Origin of the sequence: Alloalcanivorax xenomutans (assembly GCF_032810065.1) — a bacterium.
GTDB classification, from domain to species: Bacteria; Pseudomonadota; Gammaproteobacteria; order Pseudomonadales; family Alcanivoracaceae; genus Alloalcanivorax; species Alloalcanivorax xenomutans.
Genome location: NZ_CP136538.1, coordinates 635,033 through 658,704, shown reverse-complemented (window position 1 = coordinate 658,704; position 23,672 = coordinate 635,033). Strand labels below are relative to the sequence as shown.

20 protein-coding genes are annotated in these 23,672 nt (G+C 62.5%); 9 read left to right on the top strand and 11 right to left on the bottom strand.

Annotated elements, in window-relative coordinates; all coding sequences use genetic code 11:
- Positions 1–49: 49 nt before the first annotated feature.
- From cpdA to thiC, 4 genes are all read right to left on the bottom strand, one after another.
- On the bottom strand, positions 50–856 hold the full coding sequence (gene cpdA / locus RYH70_RS03185; RefSeq protein WP_317009768.1) for a 3',5'-cyclic-AMP phosphodiesterase: 807 nt from the start codon (positions 854–856) through the stop codon (positions 50–52).
- Between the two features lie 151 nt (positions 857–1,007).
- Positions 1,008–1,457: a DUF1249 domain-containing protein gene (locus RYH70_RS03180; RefSeq protein ID WP_133491651.1), complete on the bottom strand. Its 450-nt coding sequence runs from the start codon at positions 1,455–1,457 to the stop codon at positions 1,008–1,010.
- Complete coding sequence (locus tag RYH70_RS03175; protein ID WP_116027583.1) at positions 1,454–2,083, bottom strand: NUDIX domain-containing protein; 630 nt, start codon at positions 2,081–2,083, stop codon at positions 1,454–1,456. Before RYH70_RS03175 ends, RYH70_RS03180 begins: the two co-directional genes overlap by 4 nt.
- The gene (gene thiC / locus RYH70_RS03170) at positions 2,076–3,953 is read right to left on the bottom strand and encodes a phosphomethylpyrimidine synthase ThiC (protein WP_317009767.1); all 1,878 of its coding nucleotides are present in this window, start codon (positions 3,951–3,953) and stop codon (positions 2,076–2,078) included. Before thiC ends, RYH70_RS03175 begins: the two co-directional genes overlap by 8 nt.
- Before the next feature lie 248 nt (positions 3,954–4,201).
- Here thiC and RYH70_RS03165 point away from each other — a divergent pair, with 248 nt between their 5' ends.
- A complete protein-coding gene (locus tag RYH70_RS03165; RefSeq protein ID WP_284455550.1) occupies positions 4,202–5,608 on the top strand; it encodes a TolC family outer membrane protein in 1,407 nt (468 codons plus the stop codon).
- Here the strand turns inward: RYH70_RS03165 and waaA are convergent.
- Positions 5,554–6,831: a lipid IV(A) 3-deoxy-D-manno-octulosonic acid transferase gene (gene waaA / locus RYH70_RS03160; RefSeq protein WP_080530398.1), complete on the bottom strand. Its 1,278-nt coding sequence runs from the start codon at positions 6,829–6,831 to the stop codon at positions 5,554–5,556. The genes RYH70_RS03165 and waaA overlap by 55 nt on opposite strands.
- 136 nt (positions 6,832–6,967) lie before the next feature.
- Here waaA and RYH70_RS03155 point away from each other — a divergent pair, with 136 nt between their 5' ends.
- On the top strand, positions 6,968–8,176 hold the full coding sequence (locus tag RYH70_RS03155) for an FAD-dependent oxidoreductase (RefSeq protein WP_317009766.1): 1,209 nt from the start codon (positions 6,968–6,970) through the stop codon (positions 8,174–8,176).
- Positions 8,176–8,961 (top strand): aldo/keto reductase, encoded by a 786-nt coding sequence (locus RYH70_RS03150; protein WP_080530396.1) that lies wholly within the window; start codon positions 8,176–8,178, stop codon positions 8,959–8,961. Before RYH70_RS03155 ends, RYH70_RS03150 begins: the two co-directional genes overlap by 1 nt.
- A 100-nt stretch (positions 8,962–9,061) precedes the next feature.
- Here RYH70_RS03150 and RYH70_RS03145 read toward each other — a convergent pair whose 3' ends face one another.
- Positions 9,062–10,591 carry a flavin-containing monooxygenase gene (locus tag RYH70_RS03145; RefSeq protein ID WP_063142370.1) on the bottom strand — a complete coding sequence of 510 codons (1,530 nt, stop codon included), beginning with the start codon at positions 10,589–10,591 and terminating at the stop codon, positions 9,062–9,064.
- Positions 10,592–10,713: 122 nt separating this feature from the next.
- Here RYH70_RS03145 and RYH70_RS03140 point away from each other — a divergent pair, with 122 nt between their 5' ends.
- A complete protein-coding gene (locus RYH70_RS03140; protein ID WP_116027579.1) occupies positions 10,714–11,724 on the top strand; it encodes an AraC family transcriptional regulator in 1,011 nt (336 codons plus the stop codon).
- Between the two features lie 116 nt (positions 11,725–11,840).
- Here the strand turns inward: RYH70_RS03140 and hldE are convergent, their stop codons facing one another.
- A complete protein-coding gene (hldE, locus tag RYH70_RS03135; protein ID WP_080530393.1) occupies positions 11,841–13,274 on the bottom strand; it encodes a bifunctional D-glycero-beta-D-manno-heptose-7-phosphate kinase/D-glycero-beta-D-manno-heptose 1-phosphate adenylyltransferase HldE in 1,434 nt (477 codons plus the stop codon).
- 242 nt (positions 13,275–13,516) lie between these two features.
- On the opposite strand from hldE, the gene RYH70_RS03130 reads away from it, so the two are divergent.
- From RYH70_RS03130 to RYH70_RS03110, 5 genes are read left to right on the top strand one after another with little or no spacing between them, the layout of a single operon-like run.
- On the top strand, positions 13,517–14,704 hold the full coding sequence (locus RYH70_RS03130) for a hypothetical protein (RefSeq protein ID WP_022997195.1): 1,188 nt from the start codon (positions 13,517–13,519) through the stop codon (positions 14,702–14,704).
- 7 nt (positions 14,705–14,711) lie between these two features.
- Positions 14,712–15,626: an LpxL/LpxP family Kdo(2)-lipid IV(A) lauroyl/palmitoleoyl acyltransferase gene (gene lpxL / locus RYH70_RS03125; protein WP_026948532.1), complete on the top strand. Its 915-nt coding sequence runs from the start codon at positions 14,712–14,714 to the stop codon at positions 15,624–15,626.
- Between the two features lie 16 nt (positions 15,627–15,642).
- Complete coding sequence (locus RYH70_RS03120; RefSeq protein WP_022997193.1) at positions 15,643–16,389, top strand: glycosyltransferase family 32 protein; 747 nt, start codon at positions 15,643–15,645, stop codon at positions 16,387–16,389.
- Entirely contained in the window at positions 16,386–17,288 is a 903-nt protein-coding gene (locus RYH70_RS03115; RefSeq protein ID WP_022997192.1) for a glycosyltransferase family protein, read from the top strand. Before RYH70_RS03120 ends, RYH70_RS03115 begins: the two co-directional genes overlap by 4 nt.
- Positions 17,285–18,556 (top strand): O-antigen ligase family protein, encoded by a 1,272-nt coding sequence (locus RYH70_RS03110; RefSeq protein ID WP_233917286.1) that lies wholly within the window; start codon positions 17,285–17,287, stop codon positions 18,554–18,556. The genes RYH70_RS03115 and RYH70_RS03110 overlap by 4 nt, the downstream gene beginning before the upstream one ends.
- Before the next feature lie 1,239 nt (positions 18,557–19,795).
- Here the strand turns inward: RYH70_RS03110 and RYH70_RS03105 are convergent.
- Genes RYH70_RS03105 through waaC form a run of 4 tightly spaced genes read right to left on the bottom strand, consistent with a single transcriptional unit; the run spans position 19,796 to position 23,653 of the window.
- A complete protein-coding gene (locus RYH70_RS03105) occupies positions 19,796–20,701 on the bottom strand; it encodes a glycosyltransferase family 2 protein (protein ID WP_022997188.1) in 906 nt (301 codons plus the stop codon).
- A 2-nt stretch (positions 20,702–20,703) separates the two neighbouring features.
- Positions 20,704–21,549 (bottom strand): lipopolysaccharide core heptose(I) kinase RfaP, encoded by an 846-nt coding sequence (rfaP, locus tag RYH70_RS03100; protein WP_316309406.1) that lies wholly within the window; start codon positions 21,547–21,549, stop codon positions 20,704–20,706.
- Positions 21,546–22,625, bottom strand: coding sequence for a glycosyltransferase family 4 protein (locus RYH70_RS03095; RefSeq protein WP_317009765.1), 1,080 nt, complete (start codon positions 22,623–22,625; stop codon positions 21,546–21,548). Before RYH70_RS03095 ends, rfaP begins: the two co-directional genes overlap by 4 nt.
- Positions 22,622–23,653 carry a lipopolysaccharide heptosyltransferase I gene (gene waaC, locus RYH70_RS03090; protein ID WP_317009764.1) on the bottom strand — a complete coding sequence of 344 codons (1,032 nt, stop codon included), beginning with the start codon at positions 23,651–23,653 and terminating at the stop codon, positions 22,622–22,624. Before waaC ends, RYH70_RS03095 begins: the two co-directional genes overlap by 4 nt.
- Positions 23,654–23,672: the final 19 nt, after the last annotated feature.

The window sequence follows — 23,672 nt, the reverse complement described above, 5'->3', positions numbered from 1 at the left end:
GCAGAGCATAGCAAGGCGGCCGAATGAGTCAACCCAACCGCCGTCGGGGTTAATAGCCGTTGACGGTGAGATCCACGGTGAAGTGCATGCCCTGGACCCGGCTCACTCCGGATTCGATGCGCCCATCGGGGTAGAGATCCAGCCAACGGTAGCCCGGATTGCATTGGTCCAGGGCGAAGTCGGCGCTGTGTGGTTTGAATTGAACGCAGGTGCTGGGCACCGCCAGCAAACGCACATTTTTGCGTCGGCTTTCGTATTCCTGATGAACATGCCCCCACAACACGGCCCGCACTTGGGGGTGCTGGTCAACGATGCGAAAAAAGGCGTCGGAATTGGCCACTTGCTGCTCATCGAGCCAGCGGCTGCCCATGGGCACCGGATGGTGATGCAGGCAAATCATCACATGGTGGTCACGGCTCTCCATCAGCGCTTGTTCCAGAAACACCAGGTCCCGGTCGAACAGCTCGCCGGGCACCTGACCGGGGATGGTGGAGTCGAGCATGATCACCCGCCAGCCGTCGACGGTGCCGACACAGGGGCTGACCCGGCCGGCTTCATCGGCAAGCATGGCGCGCATGGGGTGGGTTTCATCGTGGTTCCCTTCGAGCCAGTAGACCGGCACACCAAAGGCTCGCAACGCCTGTTTGAGACGCGTATAAGACGCCTCGGAGCCGTCCTGGGACAAATCCCCGGTGGCCAGGATCGCCCGCATATCCGGCTGCTCGGCGCGAACCAGACGAAGAACGGTCTCCAGACTGTGCTGCGTATTCAACCCCAGCATGGTGCTGGCCGGGTCGGCGAACAGGTGGAAGTCCGACAGTTGCACCACCCGAACGGGTGTTACCGGTTGCGACAAGGTACGCGCTCCCGCTGTTTGTAGTGATCCGTTTTACCCTCAAGCGCCGTGGCGCCCATCCCATGCGTCGCCGGCCCCTTCCCCAAGCGGCCGAACCACGCGGAACTTATAACGCAACCATTACAGGATTGACCAGGAACCTGGTTCCGTTTCAGGAACCGGCCGCCGGCCATACCGGGGCGGCACTGCGTCCATGGTCGCTGACATGGGTCAGCCACTCACCGAGAAAGCGATTCCACTGCGCCTTCTCATCGCGCTGATGCATGTCGGGATTGGGATAGGGGTAGCGGGCGCTGACGCGTTGGAAGCGGCTGGCCTCGGTGACTTCCGCCACCCGGGCATCGTGGTAAAGCCGCACGGTGAGGCGCTGCCCCGGCATGGCTTCGTGCAGCCCCTGATCTTCCAGTCGCAGAGTGGTGGTATAAGGGGCGCGTTCCAGCACCCGGATGTTCAGGGTACGAGGCCGCTCGGCACCCAGCGACAGATCCAGGCTGTCCTGTTCACCCAGAGCGCGGATCAACGGCAAAAGGCGGGCATAGTTGGCCTCGCACTGCGCCATCAGATCACGAAAGTTCAGGCGATAGCGGCGAGATACCGTCATCCCCGCCACTCCCGGTCCAGGGCATCCCGATGTAACAGCAGCCATTGAAGGGTGATCAGGGAGGCGGCGTTATCCACCCGCCCGCTTTCCAGCAGTGCCGGAATTTCCGCCACCGGCCATGTCGTCGCCAGGATGTCCTCGCCTTCCTCGGCGCAACCGTAAACACCGCCGGCACCGGCCAGATCCGCGCGGGCGACGAACAAATGCAGCCGCTCATTGGTGCCGCCGGGGCTGGGCATGTAGCTGAGCACAGGGCACATCTCGCCGAGCTCGATCCCCGCCTCCTCCATCGCTTCACGGCGCACCAGCTGCTCCACCGGCTCGCCCTCCTTGTCGGCGATACCGGCGATCATTTCCAGGCACCATGGGGTATCACGCCAGCCCAGGGCACCGACGCGGAACTGCTCCACCAGCAGGATCTCGCCACGCACCGGATCATAGGGCAGCACCGCCGCCGCCGGCTGCCGCAGGAACACTTCACGGGTCAGTTCGGGGCCCCAATCGCCTTGATAGCGGCGATGACGCAGGGTCAGCCGATCCACCTGGAAGAAACCTTTGAACGGGGTTTCCCGCTTCAGCACTTCCACATCGGCGGCGCTGAAGCGGGGGGCGCGGGAATTACTCATTGGCCTCATGATAAAGTTTGGAGCCCTGCTCAAGGAACTCGCGGGACTTTTCCTGCATGCCGGCACGGGCCTGGTCGACCTGTGCCTGTCCGTCGCCGTAGGTCTCGCGAACCTCCTGGCTGATCTTCATGGAGCAGAACTTCGGCCCGCACATGGAGCAGAAGTGGGCTACCTTGTGCGCCTGCTTCGGCATGGTTTCGTCATGGAATGCCCGCGCCCGGTCCGGGTCCAGCCCCAGGTTGAACTGGTCCTCCCAGCGGAATTCGAAGCGCGCCTTGGACAGCACGTTGTCACGCAACTGGGCGCCCGGGTGTCCCTTGGCCAGGTCGGCGGCGTGGGCGGCGATCTTGTAGGCGATGATACCTTCCTTGACGTCTTCCCGGTTGGGCAGCCCCAGGTGCTCCTTGGGCGTCACGTAGCACAGCATGGCGGTGCCGAACCAGCCGATCATGGCGGCGCCGATGGCGCTGCTGATGTGATCGTAGCCCGGAGAAATATCCAGGGTCAGCGGCCCCAGGGTATAGAAGGGCGCCTCGTGGCAATGCTTGAGCTGCTCTTCCATGTTTTCCTTGATCATGTGCATGGGCACGTGACCGGGGCCTTCGATCATCACCTGAACGTCATGTTTCCAGGCGATCTTGGTCAGCTCGCCCAGAGTGCGCAGCTCGGAGAACTGGGCCTCGTCGTTGGCGTCGGCGATGGAGCCGGGACGCAGACCATCACCGAGACTGAAGGTCACGTCGTAGGCCTTCATGATCTCGCAGATGTCTTCAAAATGGGTGTAAAGGAAATTTTCCTCATGGTGCGCCAGACACCACTTGGCCATGATCGAGCCACCGCGGGAGACGATGCCGGTCACCCGGTTGGCGGTGAGCGGCACATAACGCAGCAACACGCCGGCGTGAATGGTGAAGTAATCCACGCCCTGCTCGGCCTGTTCGATCAGCGTGTCGCGGAAAATTTCCCAGGTCAGGTCCTCGGCAATACCGTTGACCTTCTCAAGCGCTTGATAAATCGGTACCGTGCCGATGGGCACCGGCGAGTTGCGCAGGATCCATTCCCGGGTTTCGTGAATGTTCTGCCCGGTGGAGAGATCCATCACGGTGTCGCCGCCCCAGCGAGTGGCCCAGGTCATCTTCGCCACTTCCTCCTCGATGGAGGAGGTCACCGCGGAGTTGCCGATGTTGGCGTTGACCTTGGTGAGGAAGTTGCGGCCGATGATCATCGGCTCGATTTCCGGGTGGTTGATATTGGCGGGGATCACGGCACGGCCGCGGGCGACTTCATCGCGGACGAATTCCGGGGTGATCTCGTCCGGAATGGCGGCGCCGAAACTGCGGCCCGGATGCTGCGCCACCGGCAAGCCGGCTTCGCGATGCTCGCGCAGGCGCTGGCTTTCGCGGATGGCGATGAATTCCATCTCCGGGGTGACAATACCCTGGCGCGCGTAGTGCATTTGCGAGACATTGGCGCCCTGGCGCGCGCGGCGCGGCGCGCGGATATGCGGAAAACGCAAACCGGCGGTGGCCACGTCGGCGGCGCGGCGGCGGCCGTAGTCGCTGGTCAGGCCGGCAAGCTGTTCGCTGTCACCGCGCTCCTCGATCCAGGCGTCGCGCAAAGGCGGCAGGCCCTGGCGGATGTCGATACGCGCGTCGGGGTCGGTATAAGGGCCGGAAGTGTCGTACACCGATAAGGGGGGATTCTGCTCAAAGGCCCCGTTGGCCAGGGGGGTCGGATCCTGGCGGATTTCACGCATGGGAACGCGGATATCTGGGCGGCTGCCGGAGACATACACCTTCCGCGAACCCATGATGGGTTGGCAGGCCTCGTCGATGGCATTGGGTGCGGCATTACGTTGCTCGTCTGGCACGATCGGCCTCCAGGGCTACAACAAACATGGGGGAGGCGAACACTATACGCAGCGACCCATTTACGGACAACCGAGGGCGCGACGATGGGAGTGTCAATCCGTCTCGCTTGCCATTACCATACTGGCCAGTTCACCATTTCACCGTTACCTGTCGGTGGGGATCAAGCGCCAGCCGTGCAAGGACAAAATGCCCGGCACGGCTGGCGCGAGACACAAGCCGGAACAAAAGAATGAGGAAGGAAACGCATATGAAGCGGAGCCCGCTGAAACCTCTGGCCCTGGCCATCACCCTGCTGTCCATGGGCGCCCAGGCCGCCGACCTGAAACAGGTCGCCAATGCCGCCTGGGATTACGACAGCACCTGGCGCGCCGAGCGGCAAACCTGGGAAGCGGAACAGGAAACGCTGGTGCAGGGCCGGGCGGCGCTGCTCCCCACCATCGATGCCCGCTACGGCCGCTACCGCACCGACCGGGATATCGAGGAAGGTAATTTCAACCAGAAGTATGACTCGGAAGCCACCACGGTAACGCTGTCGCAACCGCTGTTCCGGCTCGACGCCTGGTACGGCTTCAAGGAAGCCAAGGCCGTGGTCTCCACCGCCGAGGCTGAATTCCAACAAGCGCGCCAGGATTTCGTATTGCGCGTGGCTCAGGGCTACTTCGGCGTGCTGCGGGCCTGGGACACCCTGGTGTCGGCCCAGGCCGAGGAAAAGGCCATCTCCCGGCAACTGGAGCAAACCAACGAACGCTTCGAAGTGGGTCTGGTACCGGCCACCGAAGTGGAAGAGGCGCAAGCCGCCTATGACCTGACCAGGGTGAACCTGATCGTCGCCGAGCAGGACTTCGCCATCGCCCGCGACCAGTTGGAAACCCTCACCGGTCAGCGTTGGGAAACCCTGGCGGAACTGCGTGAGCAACTGCCGATGGAAGGGCCGCAACCGGCAACAATGCAGGACTGGCTGGACAAGGCCTCGGTACGGAATCCCCAGGTACTGGTGGCCCAGGGGAACGCCACCGCGGCGGGTTTCACCGCCGACCGTCAATTCGGCGCGATGATGCCGCAGGTGGCTTTGGTGGGCACCTACTCCCACACCCACACCTCTCCACGAGGCGACAGCGCGGTGGGCACCACGTCTTCCGGCATTACCCCGGATAATCACGGTACGGAAGTAGGCATCGAAATTTCCATGCCGCTGTTCCGTGGCGGTGGCCTCAACAGTCAACGCAAACAGGCCGCCCTGCGCGCCGATGCCGCCGACCAGCTGTACCAGCAGGCGATCCGTGACGTCACCCAGCAAACCCGCACCTTCTACCGCACGGTGGAGGCCGATGCGCTGCGTGTGAGTGCCCGCAAACAAGCGATCCGTTCCGCCCGCGCGGCCCTGGAAGCAACCCAGTCCGGTTACGAGGTGGGCACCCGTAACGTGGTCGACCTGCTCAACGCGCAACAGGCCTTGTATGGCGCGTTGCGTGACTACGCCAATGCCCGCTACGACTACATCCTCAACACCCTGAACCTGAAAGCCGCCACTGGCGAGCTGGATGTGGAGGACCTGGCGTCACTGAATGACTGGCTGTCCGATCAGGAAAGTCTGGATCTCTACGATCCGGACCTGGAAGGCCAGAGCGAAGCGCAAATGGTGATCCCGCGCTGAAGCGCCCCGCGGTTGGCGGCCACCACGGCCGCCGCCGCTTCCCCACGCCGCCGGCACTCATCGGCGTCGGCGAACAAAGCCGCTACCGCGCGCGCCAGCGCTTCGCTGTCCGCCACCAGCTCCAGGGCCCCGGCCTGATCCAGCAAATCGGCGATGGCGGTGAAATTATGCAGATGGCAGCCGCTCAGCACCGGCAACGACCAGGCCGCCGGTTCCAACAGGTTGTGTCCGCCCACCGGCACCAGGGAGCCGCCCACGAACGCCACGTCGCTGACGCCGAACAGCATCAGTAATTCCCCCATGGTGTCCGCCAGGTAAACCTGCGTCTGCTCATCCACCGTATCGTGCCGACTGCGCCGGGCGAGGCCAAATCCACGCCGGCGGGCCAGCCCGGCCACTTCATCAAAACGCTCCGGGTGGCGCGGCACCAGCACCAGCAACGCTTGTGGTTGATCAGCCAGAATCTGGCGATGGGCGGCAAGCACCATCTCGTCCTCGCCGGGATGGGTGCTGGCGGCGATCCACACCGGCCGTTGCGTGAACTCCGCCCTCAATGCCGAGGCCGCCGTTTTCACCGGGTCGTCCAGGGTCAGGTCGAATTTGACGCTGCCGTTGACCTTGATCCGTTGCGGATCGGCGCCCAACTGGCGAAACCGTTCCGCCTCCGCTTCAGTCTGCACCGCCAGCACCTGGAAACGGCCCAGCATCGGGCGCACCAGGGCACCGAGCCTGGCATAGCCGCGATAGCTCTTCTCCGACAGCCGGCCATTCATCAGCATCAGTTTGGCGCCACGGGCCGTGGCGGCGGCGCACAGATTCGGCCACAGCTCGGTTTCCAGCACGATTACCAGCCGCGGATCGAAGGCACGGAAAAAGCGCCGATAGGCGCCGGGCAATTCCCACGGACAGTAGACATGAGTAACCCGGTCGCCGAACAACGCCCGCACCCGCTCCGAGCCGGTGGGCGTGGTGGTGGTCACGATCAATGGCGTTTCCGGGAAGCGCGCCAGCAGGGCTTCGATCAACGGCGCCGCCGCCAGGGTCTCCCCCACCGATACCGCGTGGATCCAAACGCTGTGTTTCAGCGTACCAGGGCGATATCCCAGAGCCATGCGCTCACGCCAGCGTTGCCGGTAGGCTGGCGCCCGCCGTCCCCGCCACCACAGACGCACGAACAGCAACGGCAGCAACAGATACCAAAGCAAGGTGTAGAAAAAACGCATAGAACGATCCAAACGGTGGCACGGGCGAGACGGTTGACCTTGAGGTCGCCGGCTATCATCCCCAGAGATGATCCACATCGGCATCCTTGACGGCGGCCTATGCTAGCATAGCCGCAACTTTTTCCGGCGGTGAGCCATGACTACCCAGACCCTAGAACCGGACGTTCTCATTTTCGGCGGCGGCGTCGCCGGCCTGTGGTTGATCAACCAATTGCAGAATCAGGGCTACCAATGCCTGCTGCTGGAAACCGGCACCCTGGGCGGGGCCCAGACCCTGGCCAGCCAGGGCATTATTCATGGCGGGCTCAAGTACGCCCTCGGCGGCGCCCTGTCCAACGAATCCGAGGCCATCGCCGGCATGCCGGAGCGCTGGCGCGCCGCCATGGGCGGCCAGGGTCCGGTGCCGCTGAATGGTCTTGATGTGCTCTCGGACACCCAGCATCTGTGGTCCGCCGGTTCCGTGGCCAGCCGCATGACCACCTTCTTCGCCAGTAAAATGCTGCGCGGCCGTATCGAGCGTTTGCGCCGCGGCGACTACCCTTCCGCTCTTGCCAACGCCCGTTTCAAAGGCCAGGTTTACCGGCTCGACGACCTGGTGGTGGATACCGAGAGCCTGCTCGATGTGCTGACCGCGCCGGTGCGGCCCCGCCTGTTGCGGGCGCCGGATTTAAACGGCCGGCTGACCTGGGGTGAGCGGGGCATTCGCGAGGTGCGGCTCGATGGCGCCGTGATCCGACCGAAGTTGTCGGTGCTGGCCGCCGGCGAGGGGAACGCGGCCCTGCTGGACGGCGCCCACGCCCGGCATCTCTTCACCCAGGATGAGAGCCAGAGCCGGCCACTGAAAATGGTGCTGGTGCGCCACCGTCTCGGCCATTCGCTCTATGCTCACTGCGTCGGCGCCAGCAGCAAGCCACGCCTGACCGTCACCACCCACCCTCTGCCGGACGGCTCCCTGGTCTGGTATCTCGGTGGTGACCTGGCGGAACGGGGCGTGGAGCGCAGCGACGCCGAACAGATCGCCGCGGCCCGGACGGAACTCGACCAGTTGTTCCCCTGGCTGGACTTCAGCGGCGCCGATTGGGCCACCCTGGACGTAAGCCGGGCCGAGCCGCGCCAGAACAGCCTGGCCAAACCCGACAACGCCTATGCCCGCCGCGATGGCGACCTGATCCTGACCTGGCCCACCAAATTGACGCTGGCGCCGGATCTGGGCGATCGGGTCGAAGCCCTGATTCGCGACCACGGCCTGCAACCGGGCCCCGCCATGGCGCCGCCCGACAACCTGCCGCAGGCCCCTCTGGGGCAACCGTACTGGCACCACTGCTTCGCGCGGGAGAATCACTGATGGCGTTTCTGCGCCCGCTCGGCGACACCGGGCTGACCGTCAGCGCCCTCGGCCTCGGCACGGTGAAGATCGGCCGCGACCAGGGCGTGAAATACCCCAACGCCTTCACCATCCCCGATGACCAGGCGGTGCGTGAACTGCTGGCGCTGGCCCGGGAGTTGGACATCAATCTGATCGACACCGCGCCAGCTTACGGACGCAGCGAGGAACGGCTGGGACAGCTGCTGAGTGGCCGACAGGACTGGGTGATCGTTTCCAAGGTCGGCGAAGAGTTTGAGAATGGCGAGAGCCGTTTCGACTTTACCCCCGAGCACGCCATTGCCTCGGTGGAGCGCAGCTTGCGCCGCCTCAACACCGACTATCTGGATTGCGTGCTGATTCATTCCGACGGCAACGATCTGGAAGTGCTGCGTCAGGGCACGCTGGAAGCCCTGGCGGAGCTGAAGCGCAAGGGCCTGATCCGTGCCATCGGTGTTTCCACCAAGACCGTGGAAGGCGGGCTGGAAACCCTGCGGCGGGCGGACGTGGCCATGGTCACCTACAACCTGGCCCACGATGAGGAAAGACCGGTGATCGATTACGCCTCCGAACACGACAAAGGTATTTTGATCAAGAAGGCGTTCGCCAGTGGCCATCTTGATGCCGGCCACGCCGACCCGGTTCAAGCCAGTCTCGACCGGATCCTGGGCACACCGGGCGTCGGCGCCGTGATCGCCGGCACGGTCAACCCGAAACACCTGCGGGAAAACGTGGAGAAAGCCCGCAGGGCGGTGGGGGATCTCTGACGCTGGTATTCGTATTCGCCGCCAAGGCAGCTCCCACAGCGGCTTCGTAGCGATACTGCCGTGGGAGCTGCCTTGGCAGCGAATAGTCTCGAAAGGCGTGTCAGGCCGTCACCGGCTCCGCCTGCCGGTGTCTCTCCGCCACTTTTTCCCAGCGATAAACGGACTCGTCCAGGGAGCGGGTCTTCAGCCAGTAGCGCCAGGTGGAGTAAGGCCAGATCGCCACATTGCGGCCATCCGCCTGCTGATACCAACTGGAACAGCCGCCGCTCTGCCACACCGTGCCCTTGAGATCCTTCTGCAACCGGTCGTTGAAGGCGTCCATATCCGAGCGCTTCACGTCCAGATAGTCCACGCCGCGCCGCGCCACCGTGCTGATGGCGTCGACGATATAACGGGCCTGGCACTCGATCATGAAGATAATGGAGTTGTGGCCCAGCCCGGTGTTGGGGCCGACCATCTGGAACATATTCGGATAACCGGCCACGCTGACCCCCAGGTAGGCTTCGGAAGCGTTGCGCCAGTCGTCCTGCAGACGATGGCCCGGCAGCCCGGTGATTTCGAAATCCTTCATATAGATGCGCGGATCCACCACGAAGCCGGTACCGAGCACCAGGCAGTCCATCTCCCGCTCGCTACCGTCACTGAACACAATGCTGTGTTCCCGTATTTCCTTCACCCCTTCGGTGACCAGCTCCACGTTGGGCCGGTTGAAGGTGGGATAATAGCGATTGGAGATCATGATCCGCTTGCAGCCCAATCGATAGTTGGGCGTCAACTTGCGGGCGGTGTCCTTGTCCTTCACCTGATAGCGGATGAACTGCTTCACCAACGGTTCCAGCAGCGACGCCAGGCGCGGATGAAAGATCGGCAGTACCCGGGACTCGTTGCTCCAGTACAAGCGCGCCCGATGCAGTTTGCGCAACAGCGGGAAGCGACGGAACCAGTTCTTGTCCCGCTGTGAATAAGCCCTCTCATCACGGGGGACGATCCAGCCCGGGGTACGCTGCACCACGGTCAATTGATCCACCTTCGGCGCGATCTCCGGCACGTACTGAATGGCACTGGCGCCGGTGCCGACGGACACCACTTTTTTGCCACCGAGATCGTAGTCGTGATCCCACTGGGAAGAATGGAACACTTTGCCTTTGAAGTTTTCCAGCCCTGGGAACTCAGGTATGGACGGCACATGCAGCGGGCCGGTGGCCAGCACCCAATGCTGACAATCGACACGGGTGCCGTCGGTGAGCCGCAGCGTCCAGCGGGCTCTCTTTTCATCAAAGTGGGCCGCTTCCACCTCCGAGTTGAAACGGATGTTGTCGTGGAGCCGGTGCTTGTCCGTGACTCGCAGGATGTAGTCCTGAATCTCCCGCCAGCCACTGTAACGGCGGGACCAGTCGGGATTGCCTTCGAAGGAATAGGAGTACAGGTGCGATTGCACATCGCAGGCGGCACCGGGATAGGTGTTGTCCCGCCAGGTGCCGCCTACCTCGGCGGCTTTTTCCAACACCACGAAATCCTCGATTCCGGCCTCCCGCAGTTTGATCGCCATGCACAGGCCACCAAAACCGCCGCCGACGATTGCCACCTTGGTGCTCAGCTCGCGAACGTCCAGGTTCACCTTACTGTTCATCTTGTTCTCCTGTTGGACACGCCATGCCGGCAGTCTAGCTTGGCGGCCGTCGAGGGGAACGTGTTAGGCTGACCCGGAAATTGATAATTCCGGCCACAACCCAGGCGCTTAACCAGACACTTATGTCACAACGCTCCGTTCTTGCCCTGATGTACACCCTGGATCTGTTGGAGCAGCGCGGCATCCAGTGCGCGCCGGTGCTGGCACGGCACGGCCTGGACGCGGCCAGGCTGGATCCCAACGGTGAAATCGAACGCGACCGGGAACTGCGACTACTGGCGGAACTGCTGCCCCTGGCGGAGGACCCGCAACTGGGCATGGAGATGGGAAAGCGGTTCGGGCTGGCCGGCTACGGCCCGCTGACCATGCTGCTGATGACCAGTGCCACCGCCTTCGATGGCTTCCAGCTCGGCGTCCGCTATCAGTCCCTGACCTATCTCTACGGCGAGTTGTCGCTGGTGCCGGGTAGCGACACCACCGCTCTGATTCTGAAGCCGATTCCGCTGCCCGAGCCAGTACGCCGCATTCTCATCGAGCGCGACATGGTCGGCACCTTCAAACTGGTCAACGATATCCAAACGCAACTGGGCCTGGATCTGACACCGAGGGAAGTCTGGTTGCCGCTACCCGAACCGGAGCACGGCGAACTTTATGAACAGTTTTTCCGCGCGCCGGTGAAGTACGACATGCCCTGGTGCCAGGCCACCATCAGAAACCGTGATCTGGCCTTGCCCCTGCCGGGCTACAACCGCACCGCCCATGAACTTTACCGCTCACAATGCGATGCTCTGCTGGCACGCCGCCAGACCCCCAGCGAGCAGCTGGCCGACCGCGTCAGCGCCTATCTGGATTTGTTTCTGGAGGATTTTCCCGGCGCCGCCGAGGTGGCAATCACCTTTGATCTGCCGGAACGCACTCTGCGCCGCCGCCTCAGTGCCGAAGGCCGGCCGTTCCAGCAGCTTCTCGACGACGTCCGCCTGAACAAGGCCCTAAATTACCTGGCGGACTCCAAACGCAGCGTCGAGGACATCGCCCGCCTGCTCGGCTACAGCGAACCCGCCGCCTTCATCCGCGCGTTCCAGCGCTGGACCGGGGAGACCCCGGCAAAACACAGAAAAAGCAGTGAAAAGTGAACGATGAATAGTTAACAGCGAACATCAAAGGCATTGCGATACCGCAAAGGCCATTTGCGTATTCACAACTCCCCGTTTTCACTGTTCATTGTTAACTATTCCTTATTCACTGTTCCCTATTCACTGTTCTTCCGGATTTTTTGCACGATATGCGTGGTGGAAATGTCCTCGACGAAGTCCAGTACTTCCACCTTGCCGCCGTAGGCTTTGACGATGTCGGCGCCGACCACCTGATCGACGGCGTAGTCGCCCCCCTTGACCAGCACATCGGGCTTCACCTTTTCCAATAGCGGTTCAGGGGTGTCGGTGTCGAAGGCCACCACATAGTCCACCGCTTCCAGCGCCGCCAGTACCGCCATGCGCCGCTCCAGCGGATTGATGGGGCGGCCGGGGCCTTTGAGCCGGGTGATCGAGGCGTCGCTGTTAACCGCCAGTACCAAGCGGTCGCCCAGACGGCGGGCGGAATCCAGGTAACCCACGTGACCGGCATGGATGATGTCGAAGCAGCCATTGGTGAAGACGATTTTCTCGCCCTGGACACGGGCGTCCTCGATCGCCACCAGCAATTGCTCCTCGGTCATCACGCCCCGCCCCAGGCCACCGGTCTGGTGCACCGCCCGGCGCAATTCCGGCGCAGACACCACCGCGGTACCCAGTTTGCCCACCACGATACCGGCGGCAATGTTGGCCAGCGCCACCGCCTCTTCCATGGGGCTGCCGGCGGCCAGCGCCACCGCCAGGGTGGATATCACCGTGTCGCCGGCGCCGGTAACGTCGAACACTTCCCGGGCACGGGCCGGCAGGTGCAATTCCGGCTTGCCGGCGCGGATCAGCGTCATGCCTTTTTCGCTGCGTGTCACCAACAGCGCTTCCAGGTCCAGACTGGACAGCAGTTCCTGCCCTTTGGCGACCAGGGTTTTCTCGTCCGGCACCGGTCCGACCACGGCTTCCAGCTCCGCCAGATTGGGCGTCAGCAGAGTGGCCCCCCGATAGCGTTCAAAGTCCGTGCCTTTGGGGTCCACCAGTACCGGCACCCCGGCCTGGCGCGCCAGCGCGATCAGTCCCTGACAATCCCGCAGCGCGCCCTTGGCGTAATCGGAGAGCACCAGAGCGCCGCAGTCACGCAGCCCCTGCTCCACCTCGGCGGCGAACGGCGCCGGGTCCTCGCCCTGGAACGATTCCTCGAAATCCAGTCTCAGTAATTGCTGCTGACGGCTCACCACCCGCAGTTTGGTGATGGTGGGCAGTCCCGGGATCTTCTGGAAGCGGCTGGTGACCTCGGCCGCGCCGAGCCTCTCCTCGAGCAGACGGGCGGCATCATCATCACCAGTGACCCCCACCAGGGAGGCCTTGGCGCCCAGCGCGGCCATGTTCAGCGCCACGTTGGCGGCCCCGCCGGGACGATCCTCGATGTCCGTGACCCGCACCACCGGCACCGGCGCTTCCGGCGAGATGCGCCCGGTGGGCCCATGCCAGTAGCGATCCAGCATGACATCACCGGCCACCAGCACCCGAGCCTGGCCGAAAGGGGGAATTTGCGGGTTGTGCATCACCGTCTCCTCGACGCCACCCTGCGGATGGCGACACAAGCCAATATTTGCCGCGCAGTGTAGCATAGGACACTGTCGGCACTGTCGCCCCCGGCGTCGCTGCCGGCCGCCCGCCAGGCTGTGGTTTTTCCCCGGCGCGCTCAGTACACTTCCGACTCGCCGGTGAAGGCGGACAACATGCAAGGGCTTTAACAGGTTCTCCCTCGATGGAGCACCGGGAGCGATCAACGGGATAAGCATCTATGACGGCATTGCGCCCTAACGTATTGGAAGGCCGGGGACTGCGGCTTTGGTTGACGGTTTCCTTCGCGGTGATGTTCACCGGACCCTTTCTGTTCCATTCCCGGGTCGCCCTTCTCAACGTGGTGGATGTGCTGTTCTTTCTGCCGTCACTAACCCTGTTGACCCGGGCCGTGGTCAGCGGTGATCGCCGCTTGTTGCTGTCCCCATGGCTGGTGCCGCTGTACGCCCTGCTCGGCTGGTTGCTGTTGACCATGGCCTGGGCGGATAACGCCAATACCTCCCGCACCGTGCGCGGCGTGGTGGAGATCATCACCCTGGTGGGGATCCTGCGCTGGCTGCATCTGTACTATCGCCACACGCTCAAACAGGCGCTGACCAACGCCGCTCTCACCTCCACCGTGCTGCTGGTGGTGATCATGATCAGCTACTACACCACCCAACCCCTGGGCAGCCCCCTGTTTGGTGAGTCAGTGCGTTTGATATTCGATCTGCCGCAACCCGGCCCGCTGCTGACCACCATGGCCCTGGTCACACCCTGTTTCATTCTGCTGGCCCAGGCGGTGGAGGAAGGCATCAACGCCAAAGGCGGACGGCGCGCCGCCGGCGCTCTGGTGGGATTCGGCTTCCTGGTGCTGGTGCAATGGCACACCGGCATCATGCTGCTGGTGGCGGCGCTCAGTTGGGTACTGCTGCGCGCGGAACAACGGATACTCGGCATGCTTGCCGCGGCGGTGGCGCTGTACCTGTCCCTGGATTTCGAGGTGCTTGGCAATATGGGCCAGTACTTCACCCACCCCTTCTTTGGCAACGGCCTCAGCCAGGAAACCGGTGAATCCCTGCTGGTGGGCGTGGACGAGGCGCTGCGGATCATTCCTCACCCGGACAATGTGCTGCTGGCGGTAATCCATTCCGCCGGGCTGGTGGGGCTGATTCTGTTCATCGCCGCCTGGGCGGTGCCCGCCTGGCGCCTGCCGGACGGTGAGCAGAACCTGCGCGAAGGGGCCATCTTCCTGATCGCCGTGGTACCGGGTCTGCTCGCCATGCTGTCGGTGGGCGCCTATCTATTGGTGCCGTTCCATCCCAGTTGGATGAGCCTGTGGATGCCGCTGGCTCTGATGCTGGCCAGCCTCAGCACCCGCGACACCATCCGCCCGCCAGTGCGGCACCCGCAACCCCAGCCGCAGTAACCGCACCATGGCTAAACGTCGACAACGACCCACGGATCCCCGCGACCCGCGCCTTTGGCCCACACGTGTGGGCCTGGCCCTGTTCTGGCTGATCGGCCAGTTACCCTGGGACCTGCTGCTGGCGCTGGGGCGCGGCATCGGGCATCTGGGTTGGTGGCTGGCCAGGAAGCGGCGGCATATCGCCCTGACCAATCTGCGTCTGTGCTTCCCCGAACTCTCCGACACCGAGCGGGAAGCGCTGGCCCGGAAAGTGATGGTCAGCACCGGCGAGGCATTGATGGAGATGGCGGGCAGCTTCCACAACCGCCGCATCGACCTGGGCCAGCGGCTCTCGGTCACTGGCCTGGAGCACCTGGAAGCCGCTCGAGAGCGCGGCCAGGGGGTCCTGCTGCTAGGTATGCACTTCAATTCCATCGACGTCGGCAGCCGCCTGCTCGGCAAGTTCTTTACCTTCAGCGTGGTGTATCGACCCAACGACAACCCCTTGCTGGATCACCTGATCACCGAAGGCCGCGGCACCTGGCTCAAACACTCAGTGGACCGCCGTGACTTGCGGCAAACAGTACGGCTGCTGCGCCAGGGCGAAGTGGTGTGGTATGCCCCGGACCAGGACTACGGCACCGAACACGCCGTGTACGTGCCGTTCTTTGGTGTCCCCGCGGCCACCATCACCTCCACCAGCCGTATCGCCCGCATGGGCAAAGCGGCGGTGATCCCCTGTGCCCATTACCGCCTGCCTGGCGGGCGCTATAAGATCGAATTCGGTGAACCGCTAACCGACTTCCCCAGCGGCGATGACGAAGCCGACACCGCTCTGATCAACCGCACCATCGAGCACTACGTGCGCAAGCATCCCGAGCAGTATTTGTGGGTGCATAAGCGCTTCAAGCATCAGCCCGAGGGGCGGCGCTCGCCGTACTGAGTGGGGGGATCGGACCATGAGCTATCCAGATCAAGATATCATTCCCCGGGTTTTGCACTTCGTTTGGGTTGGCGACGAAAACAAACGTCCGGACAACTGCATCGAGACCTGGCGTGAACTGCACCCGGACTTTGAAATTCGGGTGTGGGGTAATGCGGAGCGGGACAATCTGGATTGGCGATTGAAGCGGCACATGGTGGAAATGGCTGAGACCGGACAACTCTACGGCGTCGCGGATTTGATGCGCTGGGAGATCCTTGAGCGGCATGGCGGTTTCGCCCTGGATTGCGATTCCATTTGTCTACGGCGCCTTCCGGACTGGCTGTTCCAGTGTGAGGCCTTTACTTGCTGGGAGAACGAACTGGAAAGCCCCGGCCTCGCCGCCAACGGCTACGTGGCCTGCGCGCCCGGCAATCCGCTCCTCCAATATTTGGTGGCACGACTGGAAAACAGTCTTCATCTGGCCTGGCGCCCACGCAAATGGTATCAACGCAAGCGCAAACGTTTTTCCGCCTGGAAAACCACGGGGCCGTTGGCATGGACCAATGCCATCCGTGACTTGGAATACACCAACCTGACCATTCTGCCGAGCCATTTTTTCTGCCCCCGGCATCCTTCCGGGCGTATTTATCGAGGCCACGGCCCAGTGTACTGCGACCAGCTCTTCGGCAGTACCGGCGAGTCCATTTACGAGACCCTCCACCAAAGCACGCCGGAGGCATTGCGCCAGTGGGTCCGCCAACAACGGGATGAGAGCCCATGACCTCCTCTCGTTCCGATCTTCTGGTTATCACCCATGACTATCGCAGTATTCCAATTCCGGAGACCCTGGAAGCACTGCGCGATCATGCCGGCGCAACGATCGTGGCGCTGAACCGGCGGCAGGTTCGCTGGCTACCCTGGAGCCTGCGCCGTCTGCAAGCCCATCGGTACCGCAAGGTTCTGCTGGATCTGCCATTCAAGCATGTTCATGGCGCCGGCTCTTGCCTGAGCAGGCTCGACAACCTCTATATCTACGAAGAAGACGCCTGCCAGGATGGTCTGTCACGCTCCAAGTGGTACGGACAATTTAGCGACTTCTACCGCCAGGTGGCGCCGCTCCGGGTCATCGCGACCGGCCATATCACCGCCCAACGCCTTCAGAGAAAAGGCGTGCCGGCGGTTTTCGTTCCCAAGGGCTACGCCACGCGCAACACGGGTTTGCTCGATCTGGAACGGGACATTGAAGTGGGCTTTATCGGGCGCGTGCGCTCCGAGGTGTACCGCGAGCGGGCAGAGCTTCTGGAGGGCGCCGAGGCTCGTTTGGGTTGCCGCTTGCTCAGAACAGAAAATGACGACGAGTATAGACGTACCTTGAACCGCATCCGTTTCTTTTTCAGTGCCGACAAAGGGCTTGGTGAGTACATGGCGAAGAATTTCGAGGCCATGGCCTGCGGCTGCATTCTGGTTGCCTACCGGCAGGGCGAAGGTGAGGAGCAGGCGCTGGGACTGCGTGACGGTGAAAACTGCCTTTTGTACCAGTCTTTGGACGAAGCCGCGGAAAAACTTGAACGGATCCGCCAGGATCCCGCCGCGCTGCGCACTCTGCAGACCTGTTCGCTCACACTCATCAAGCAATTCTCCCATTATGAAATGGGTAAACGGATCGCCGCATATTTATGACTACTCAGCCTCCCATTCGTCTTAGCGGCGCCGCCGCGCATCTCATGGTCGCCTGGCTGACCTTGTCTTTTTTCCTGTTTTCCGGCGCCGTACTTTTGACACCTTCCCTGGGCACTCTGGGTCATGCTCTGAAAGCGGTGTTTTTCTTACCCGCCTTAATTCTTTTGATTCGCCATTACCGGCGCACGCCAAACAATCTCTTCGATGATTTGAACCTGGCATTACTGGCGTTTTTCATTCTCGGACTGGTATCACTATTCTGGGCCGCGGAACCGAGATGGACGCGAATGACGCACGCCATGTTGCAAATTGCCGTGCTCTTTCTCACCTGCCGGACTCTTGGTCAGCATCACCGGCCGCTACTGGCCCGGGCACTGGTTCTGTCCGCCTTGCTGTCAGCCGTTGTCGCCGGAGTGATCATGGTGCTGTTTTACCGGGATAACCCGCCGATTTTGCCACTTTATGAGGTCCGCACAGGGCTGGAAGGCCTGATTCCCAACACAAATCAACTCATCGCCACCATGACGATGATGTCCCCGACCTTTATTCTCGCTGGCGCTCTGGTGGCGGAACAACAGGTAGGAAGGCGGATACTGCTTGCCCTGGGTTTAACGGTCTGCGCGCTGTTCCTGATCGCCCTGCAAAGGCGAACCGGTTTAGTGGCCTTGCTCGGTGGCGGCGTGGCCTTGATTCTACTCACCCGCAGCAAACGCATCATACTGGCCCTCGTGGCGATCATTATCGCCACCAGCTATTTCATCGTCACCGATGCCAATCACTATATAAGTCGCGGGGACTCGGAAAGAATCGCGGTATGGTTATCCTATCTGGAAGTCGCCGGCCATCACCCCTGGTTCGGCCACGGCCTGAGTGACAACATCCCCACCATCACTCCGGAGCAATCCCCTATCCTGCCCTATGCGGTATTTCACCCGCACAACATTCTGTTGTCTCTGTTCTATTACCTTGGGGCAGCGGGGCTGGTGGTGTTCGCGGTTTTCGTCATCATACTCTTGCGTCGGCTGCTGGTAAGCCGGGCGGCATTCGAGCACAAGAATCTGGTTTTTCTGGCTCCTCTGGCACCAGGGCTGATCACGCTGATGTTCGATGGAGAAAAAGTGATTACACCTTTTTGGCCGAACTGGAACTGCTTGTGGATTCCCCTGGCTCTGGCGGCGGCGACATTGGCGCGAACTGCTTCCAATTCGCCTGAAAGCGACGCATCTCACGCAGCCCCTTGCGACGAGAGCGGCACCGCCAACGACTGAATCCGGCACCGTCCAGGTCGATCCAGTGAACATGCTCCATGGCATCCACCAGAACGTTCTGCGCTTTGCTATCACCATGCCAAAATCCAGCGGCATGCAGTCTTTCCAGCCAGCACTCAGCTTGCGGCGCGACACGATGCGCCCGGGGCGGATCCCGCTCAATCAGGTGGCTCAGCGCCACGCCTTCCACGCGAGGAAAGGCAATCACCGCCTGGGCATCGCGACGCCTTAGCAGCATGACGGGACGCGGTGTCGGTATACCCAATAGCGCCCAGGTCCAACCCATCAGCCAGGACACATCGGCTCTGCCACGAAACCAACGCTGTTTCAGACGCGCTTTCCAACTGGTATCGCGGTAATGCTTGATCACCCAATGCTCGTCACCATGAACACTGATGCGACTGCCCTTTTTTATCAACGGCAGGGAATCCGGCGCCACCAATGCTCTGGCTAGCGCTTTTTTTTCTTCGTCCGGCAAGGCACGTTCCACGAGCCAGTCACCATGCGCGTCGCTATGACTGGCGATAGCCGACGAAGCCCGGCGCCATTTCCTCAGGGCGCGGGCTATCCGCCGTCGGGAATGGCCATATACCCGGGCTCTCAAACTGGCTGACGGCAGGCCGCGTTCACTCAGAGCCCCCGTCACTCGATTCAGCAAAGTATCACGCAAGTCCAAGGGAGCCTGAGCACAAAACAACGCCAGGTTATCAAGAATAGCTCCCCGCCGGCGCCGACCTGCAGGCAGGGTGTCAATATCACCCGCATCAAGAATCAGAGCTTGCTGGCCATCAAACAGAAAGTTATCCAGATGCAGATCACGCTGGCGCCAACCGGCTTGATACAACCCAAAAACGCTGTCCAGCAGCGCAGGCATCACTTGGTCTTCCTGGTGACGAAGGGCGGCACCCGCGGGTTCACCGTCACACCATCGGGCTATCAGCACCGTGCCTTTGTCCATCTGGTGCAGCTCCAGAGGCTGAGGAGTGGGCAGGCCAGCGGCCAGAAGAGCCTTTTGCCGCTCCTGCTCCGGAGCGGCTTTCTCCGCCTCGGGTTGAAAGAATAACTTCGCGAACACCAGCTCACCGCGCCAGCGCGCGCGCATAGCCAACCGACGGCCCGGCAGATGACGCAGTATGCGATCCGCATACAAAGGTTCTTCACCAATCATCAGAGTGAACGCGGCCACCTCTCCCCACTCGCGACGGGAGAGCTGTGACAATGACAGCGGAGCATCACCGGTCATGCCGCCTCCCTTTTAAACAGACTGGCGATTACCCGGCGCACATAGCGGGGCCGCAACGCCAGCCAGGGGTCGGCACGCAGTGCCTGACAATAAAAGCGTTGAACCAGATCCGGCCACCCCCCTCTATCCGCCAGCTTCAGCAACGACAAGGCACGGCGGGCCCGGTATGGCTTCCGGTACGCCATGGCCCAGGAAGGCAAGCCATTGTTTTCGAATATCTGCTGCTCCAATTCCATTCCCACCGACAAAGCAGCCTGCAGATCATTCCGGCGGCTATCCGGGTGTTTATGCACATTCAACAATGGCTCAGGCAACGCCACGGCCGCGTAGCAGGCCAGAAGGTGAGCAAAAACCGGCATGTCCTCGGTATGACGCAGCTCTTCGCGGAAGTCCACCGTGGCAAACGCCTCCCGGTGGATAGCGCTGGCACCATTGCTAAATTGGATTTTTTTATTCAAATAAAGAGCGAAGTTGCGCTCCCGGTCATCACCAACGGGCCCGGGAGGAACCGATACGACCTTCCCTTCCGTCAAAGCATAGTGCCCTGCGATCACCAGCTTCGTTTGCGGGTGAGCCCGCACGCTGCTGGCGAAAGCAGAGAGCGCCCCAGCGCACAGCTCATCATCCGCATCCAGAAAAATCAGCCATTCATTGGACGTTTCTTCCACACCTCTGGCACGAGTCGCTGCCGGACCACGGTTACGCTGCGTCAAACAGCGTAACGGCCCGGCGCTCTCCGAAACCAGCCTCTCCATGACCTCAAGCGTGTTGTCGGTGGACCCATCGTCAATCACCAGCACTTCAAAATGCGGGTAGTCCTGGGTTAACACCGACTTTACCGCCCTTTCCAGGCAATGGCCGTAATTGTAGGCCGGTATGACCACCGAAAACGCCACGCTCATGGTCAAATATCCTTTCCCGGGTGCTCGGCGAACGGCAACGGAAACGCTGGTGTTTTTTCGAAGTAGCGCTGATAGATGCGCTCGCCCTCGCGACGACTGGCATCCAGCAGCGGCGTCTTGTCGCTGAGCGCTTCCCGTAGCGGCATGTCGGTGTAGATCCGTACGAAGCGCAATACATCGCGCCGGGTCAGAGAAAAGCGGGCGGTGGAGAAATACAAGCCGCCCAGGTCCTTGACCCGCCAGCGACGCGGCACCCGCCCTCGAACCTGGGAGCGATGCAGATCAATCAGATACAACGGCGCGGTGGCATCGTGCACGGCGGCCGCATCCCTTGGCATCAGAAAATGCCCCAGGTAGAAATCACGGTGATTCACACCGGCATCGTGCATGCGTTTGGCAATCTCCGCCACGCGCCGGATCAGTGCCCATTTAAAGGTCGCCGGTGGCGGATTCCCGCGCCAGGACTCGCCAAGTTCTTCCAGGCTCACGGTGTCCAGCAATTCCTCGGTGACCAGGAAACTTTGCCGGGACGCCGGGTTAAGGCCGCGCTCGCCATAGCCAACGACGGTGAGTGTATCCAGCCCGGCTTCCGCCACCCGGCGAATGGCGCGCACTTCCGACATGGCGCCGAGAATCGGCAGTTTGGCCTGGGTCAGATTCTTGAGGATTTCACCCCAACCGATGCCCCCATGGTACTTGAGAAAATAATGCCCGCGCCCGGTCTGAAAACGCAGTGTGCGGCGCCCCTCCCGTTCCCGGAACACCTCCCCTTGTTGGCGGGCGGCCTGCTCGAACGGGTCCTCGCCGCGCCAGGCCTCGGCCAGATCGTCACGCAGATACAGCGTCATGAAGACTTCCTTGGATAGCGTTCGATGGCGTCCACCGCGTGATGCACCAGATCGTAAATATCCGCGCTCTCGGCGAACGCCCTGCCACGCTGACGCCATTGGTCCCTTGACGTGGTCATCAGTGCGTTAACATCGGTGGCCGAGGGCTCGGCGCTGACCCTGCCCATGTTCGCCCGCTCGATATAGGGCGCGTAGCCACAAACCGGGGTGGTCAGCACCGGCAAGCCGGCCACCGCCGCTTCCAGTAATACCGTGCCGGTATTCTCCGCATAGGCGGGATGGACCAGCAGGTCCGCGCTCCATAGCCATTCCGCCACGTTATCCTGACCGCCCATGAAGTGCACACGGTCCCGCACTCCCAGACGGCGGGCACGGCGCAGGTAAGGCGCCGGGTTATCATCTCCCACCACATACAATGGGATCCGCTCCGGCAAATCCGGCAGCAACGCGATGGCGCGATCCAATCCCTTAGTACGAAAACCGGAACCGACGAACAGCAACATCGGCGTGTCCTCGGCCAGCCCCAGCCCGGCTCGCAGGCGGTGGCGGCAAGAGGCATAGTCCTCCGGCAGAATGCGGTCACGACGGATGCCCGGCGGCAAATCCACGAAGCGCTCGCCGGCGGTGCCGTAGTGGCGTTGGTACAAGGCTCGCTGAGGCGGAGAAATAGAAAGGATCCGTGTGCCGACGTCCGCCCCGAACACCGCGGCTTCCTTGGCCAGTTTGTCGCGGTAGCGGGAAAGCCAGCGCCGCGCGCCCCGATAACGGGCCGCCAGGCAGCCATCGGCGGCGTAATACCAATCCAGTCCCGGCATTTTGTTGAAACCCACCACGCTGTCGAAGCCTTCCAGTCGGTCCCGCACCTGCCGGGCGAAGCGATCGTCGCGAACATGGTTCATGCCGTCGTGCACCTGCAAGGTTTCCACCGCCAGCCCCGGTTCCGGCTCACCGTGCCAGGCGCGGGTGAACACCGTGACCTCCTGGCCCCGGGACTGTGCCTCCCGGGCGATGGCGAGCATGTCCCGCTGCAGGCCCCCGTAGGGGAAATATTCAAACAACAGAAAGGCCAGCTTCATGGATCCGTGACCTCCAGCAGCCGTTGCCACACCCACTGCGGTTTGAGGCTGCTGAAGCAGGGTGGCTCCACCCCTTTACCCAGACTGCCCCGGTAGGTGCATTTCTCTTGCACACAGGGCGCGCAGGGGAATTCCGCGCCCAGGGATTGGGCCCGGCTGCCCCAGACGCCGGTCAGCCGCGGATCGGTGGGGCCGTACAGCGCCACTCCGGGCATGCCGGTGGCGGCGGCCAGGTGAGCCAGTCCGGTGTCCACGGCAATGAACGCATCCCAGCCGAGGAATCGTTCGGTCAGCGCCTCCAGCGACAGGCGCGGCAGCACTCGCGCGCCAGGCACACCGCGAACCAGCCGTTCCGCCCGGCGTTTTTCGGTTTCATCACCCCAAGGCAGGTGCACCCGGTGTCCGGCCTCGTCGGCCCATTCCACCAGTTCACGCCAGAACGCCTCGGGGTAGTGTTTGGTGGGCCAGGTAGTGCCATGACAGAACACCAGATCCGCGCCCGGGGTCAATAGAGAGCGCGGCTCCTGTTGCCGGTGCAGACCGTAATCCGGGGCGCTATCCGGCGTGGGATAGCCGAGCACACGGGCGAACAGTTCCCGCACCCGGCTGACCGCGTGCCCGCCACGGGGGATGGGTAAGGGATGATCCAGCACGCGGGCCGACAAAGCCTCCCGGGCGGAGGTGCGGTCAAGGCCGTACTTGGGCCCTCGCGCCAGCCGTGTCAGGAAAGCGCTCTTGATCAGTCCCTGGGCGTCGATCACCGCGTCGTATTCGGTCGCCTGAAGGCGTGCTCTGAAACCGCCCCATTCACCGCTGCGGCGAGCTCTCAGAGGATGGCGGCGCCAGCGGCGCAGGGCACAGGGCAACACCTGCTCCACCGCCGGGTGCCGACCGGCCAGATCCGCAAAGGCTTCCTCCACCACCCAGTCCACACGTAATCCGGGCACCACCGCCTGGGCGTCGGTCAATGCCGGCAGGGTGTGGATGACGTCCCCCATGGACGAGGTTTTGATCAGAAGAACGCGCATGTGCTTCCTGGTATTAGGG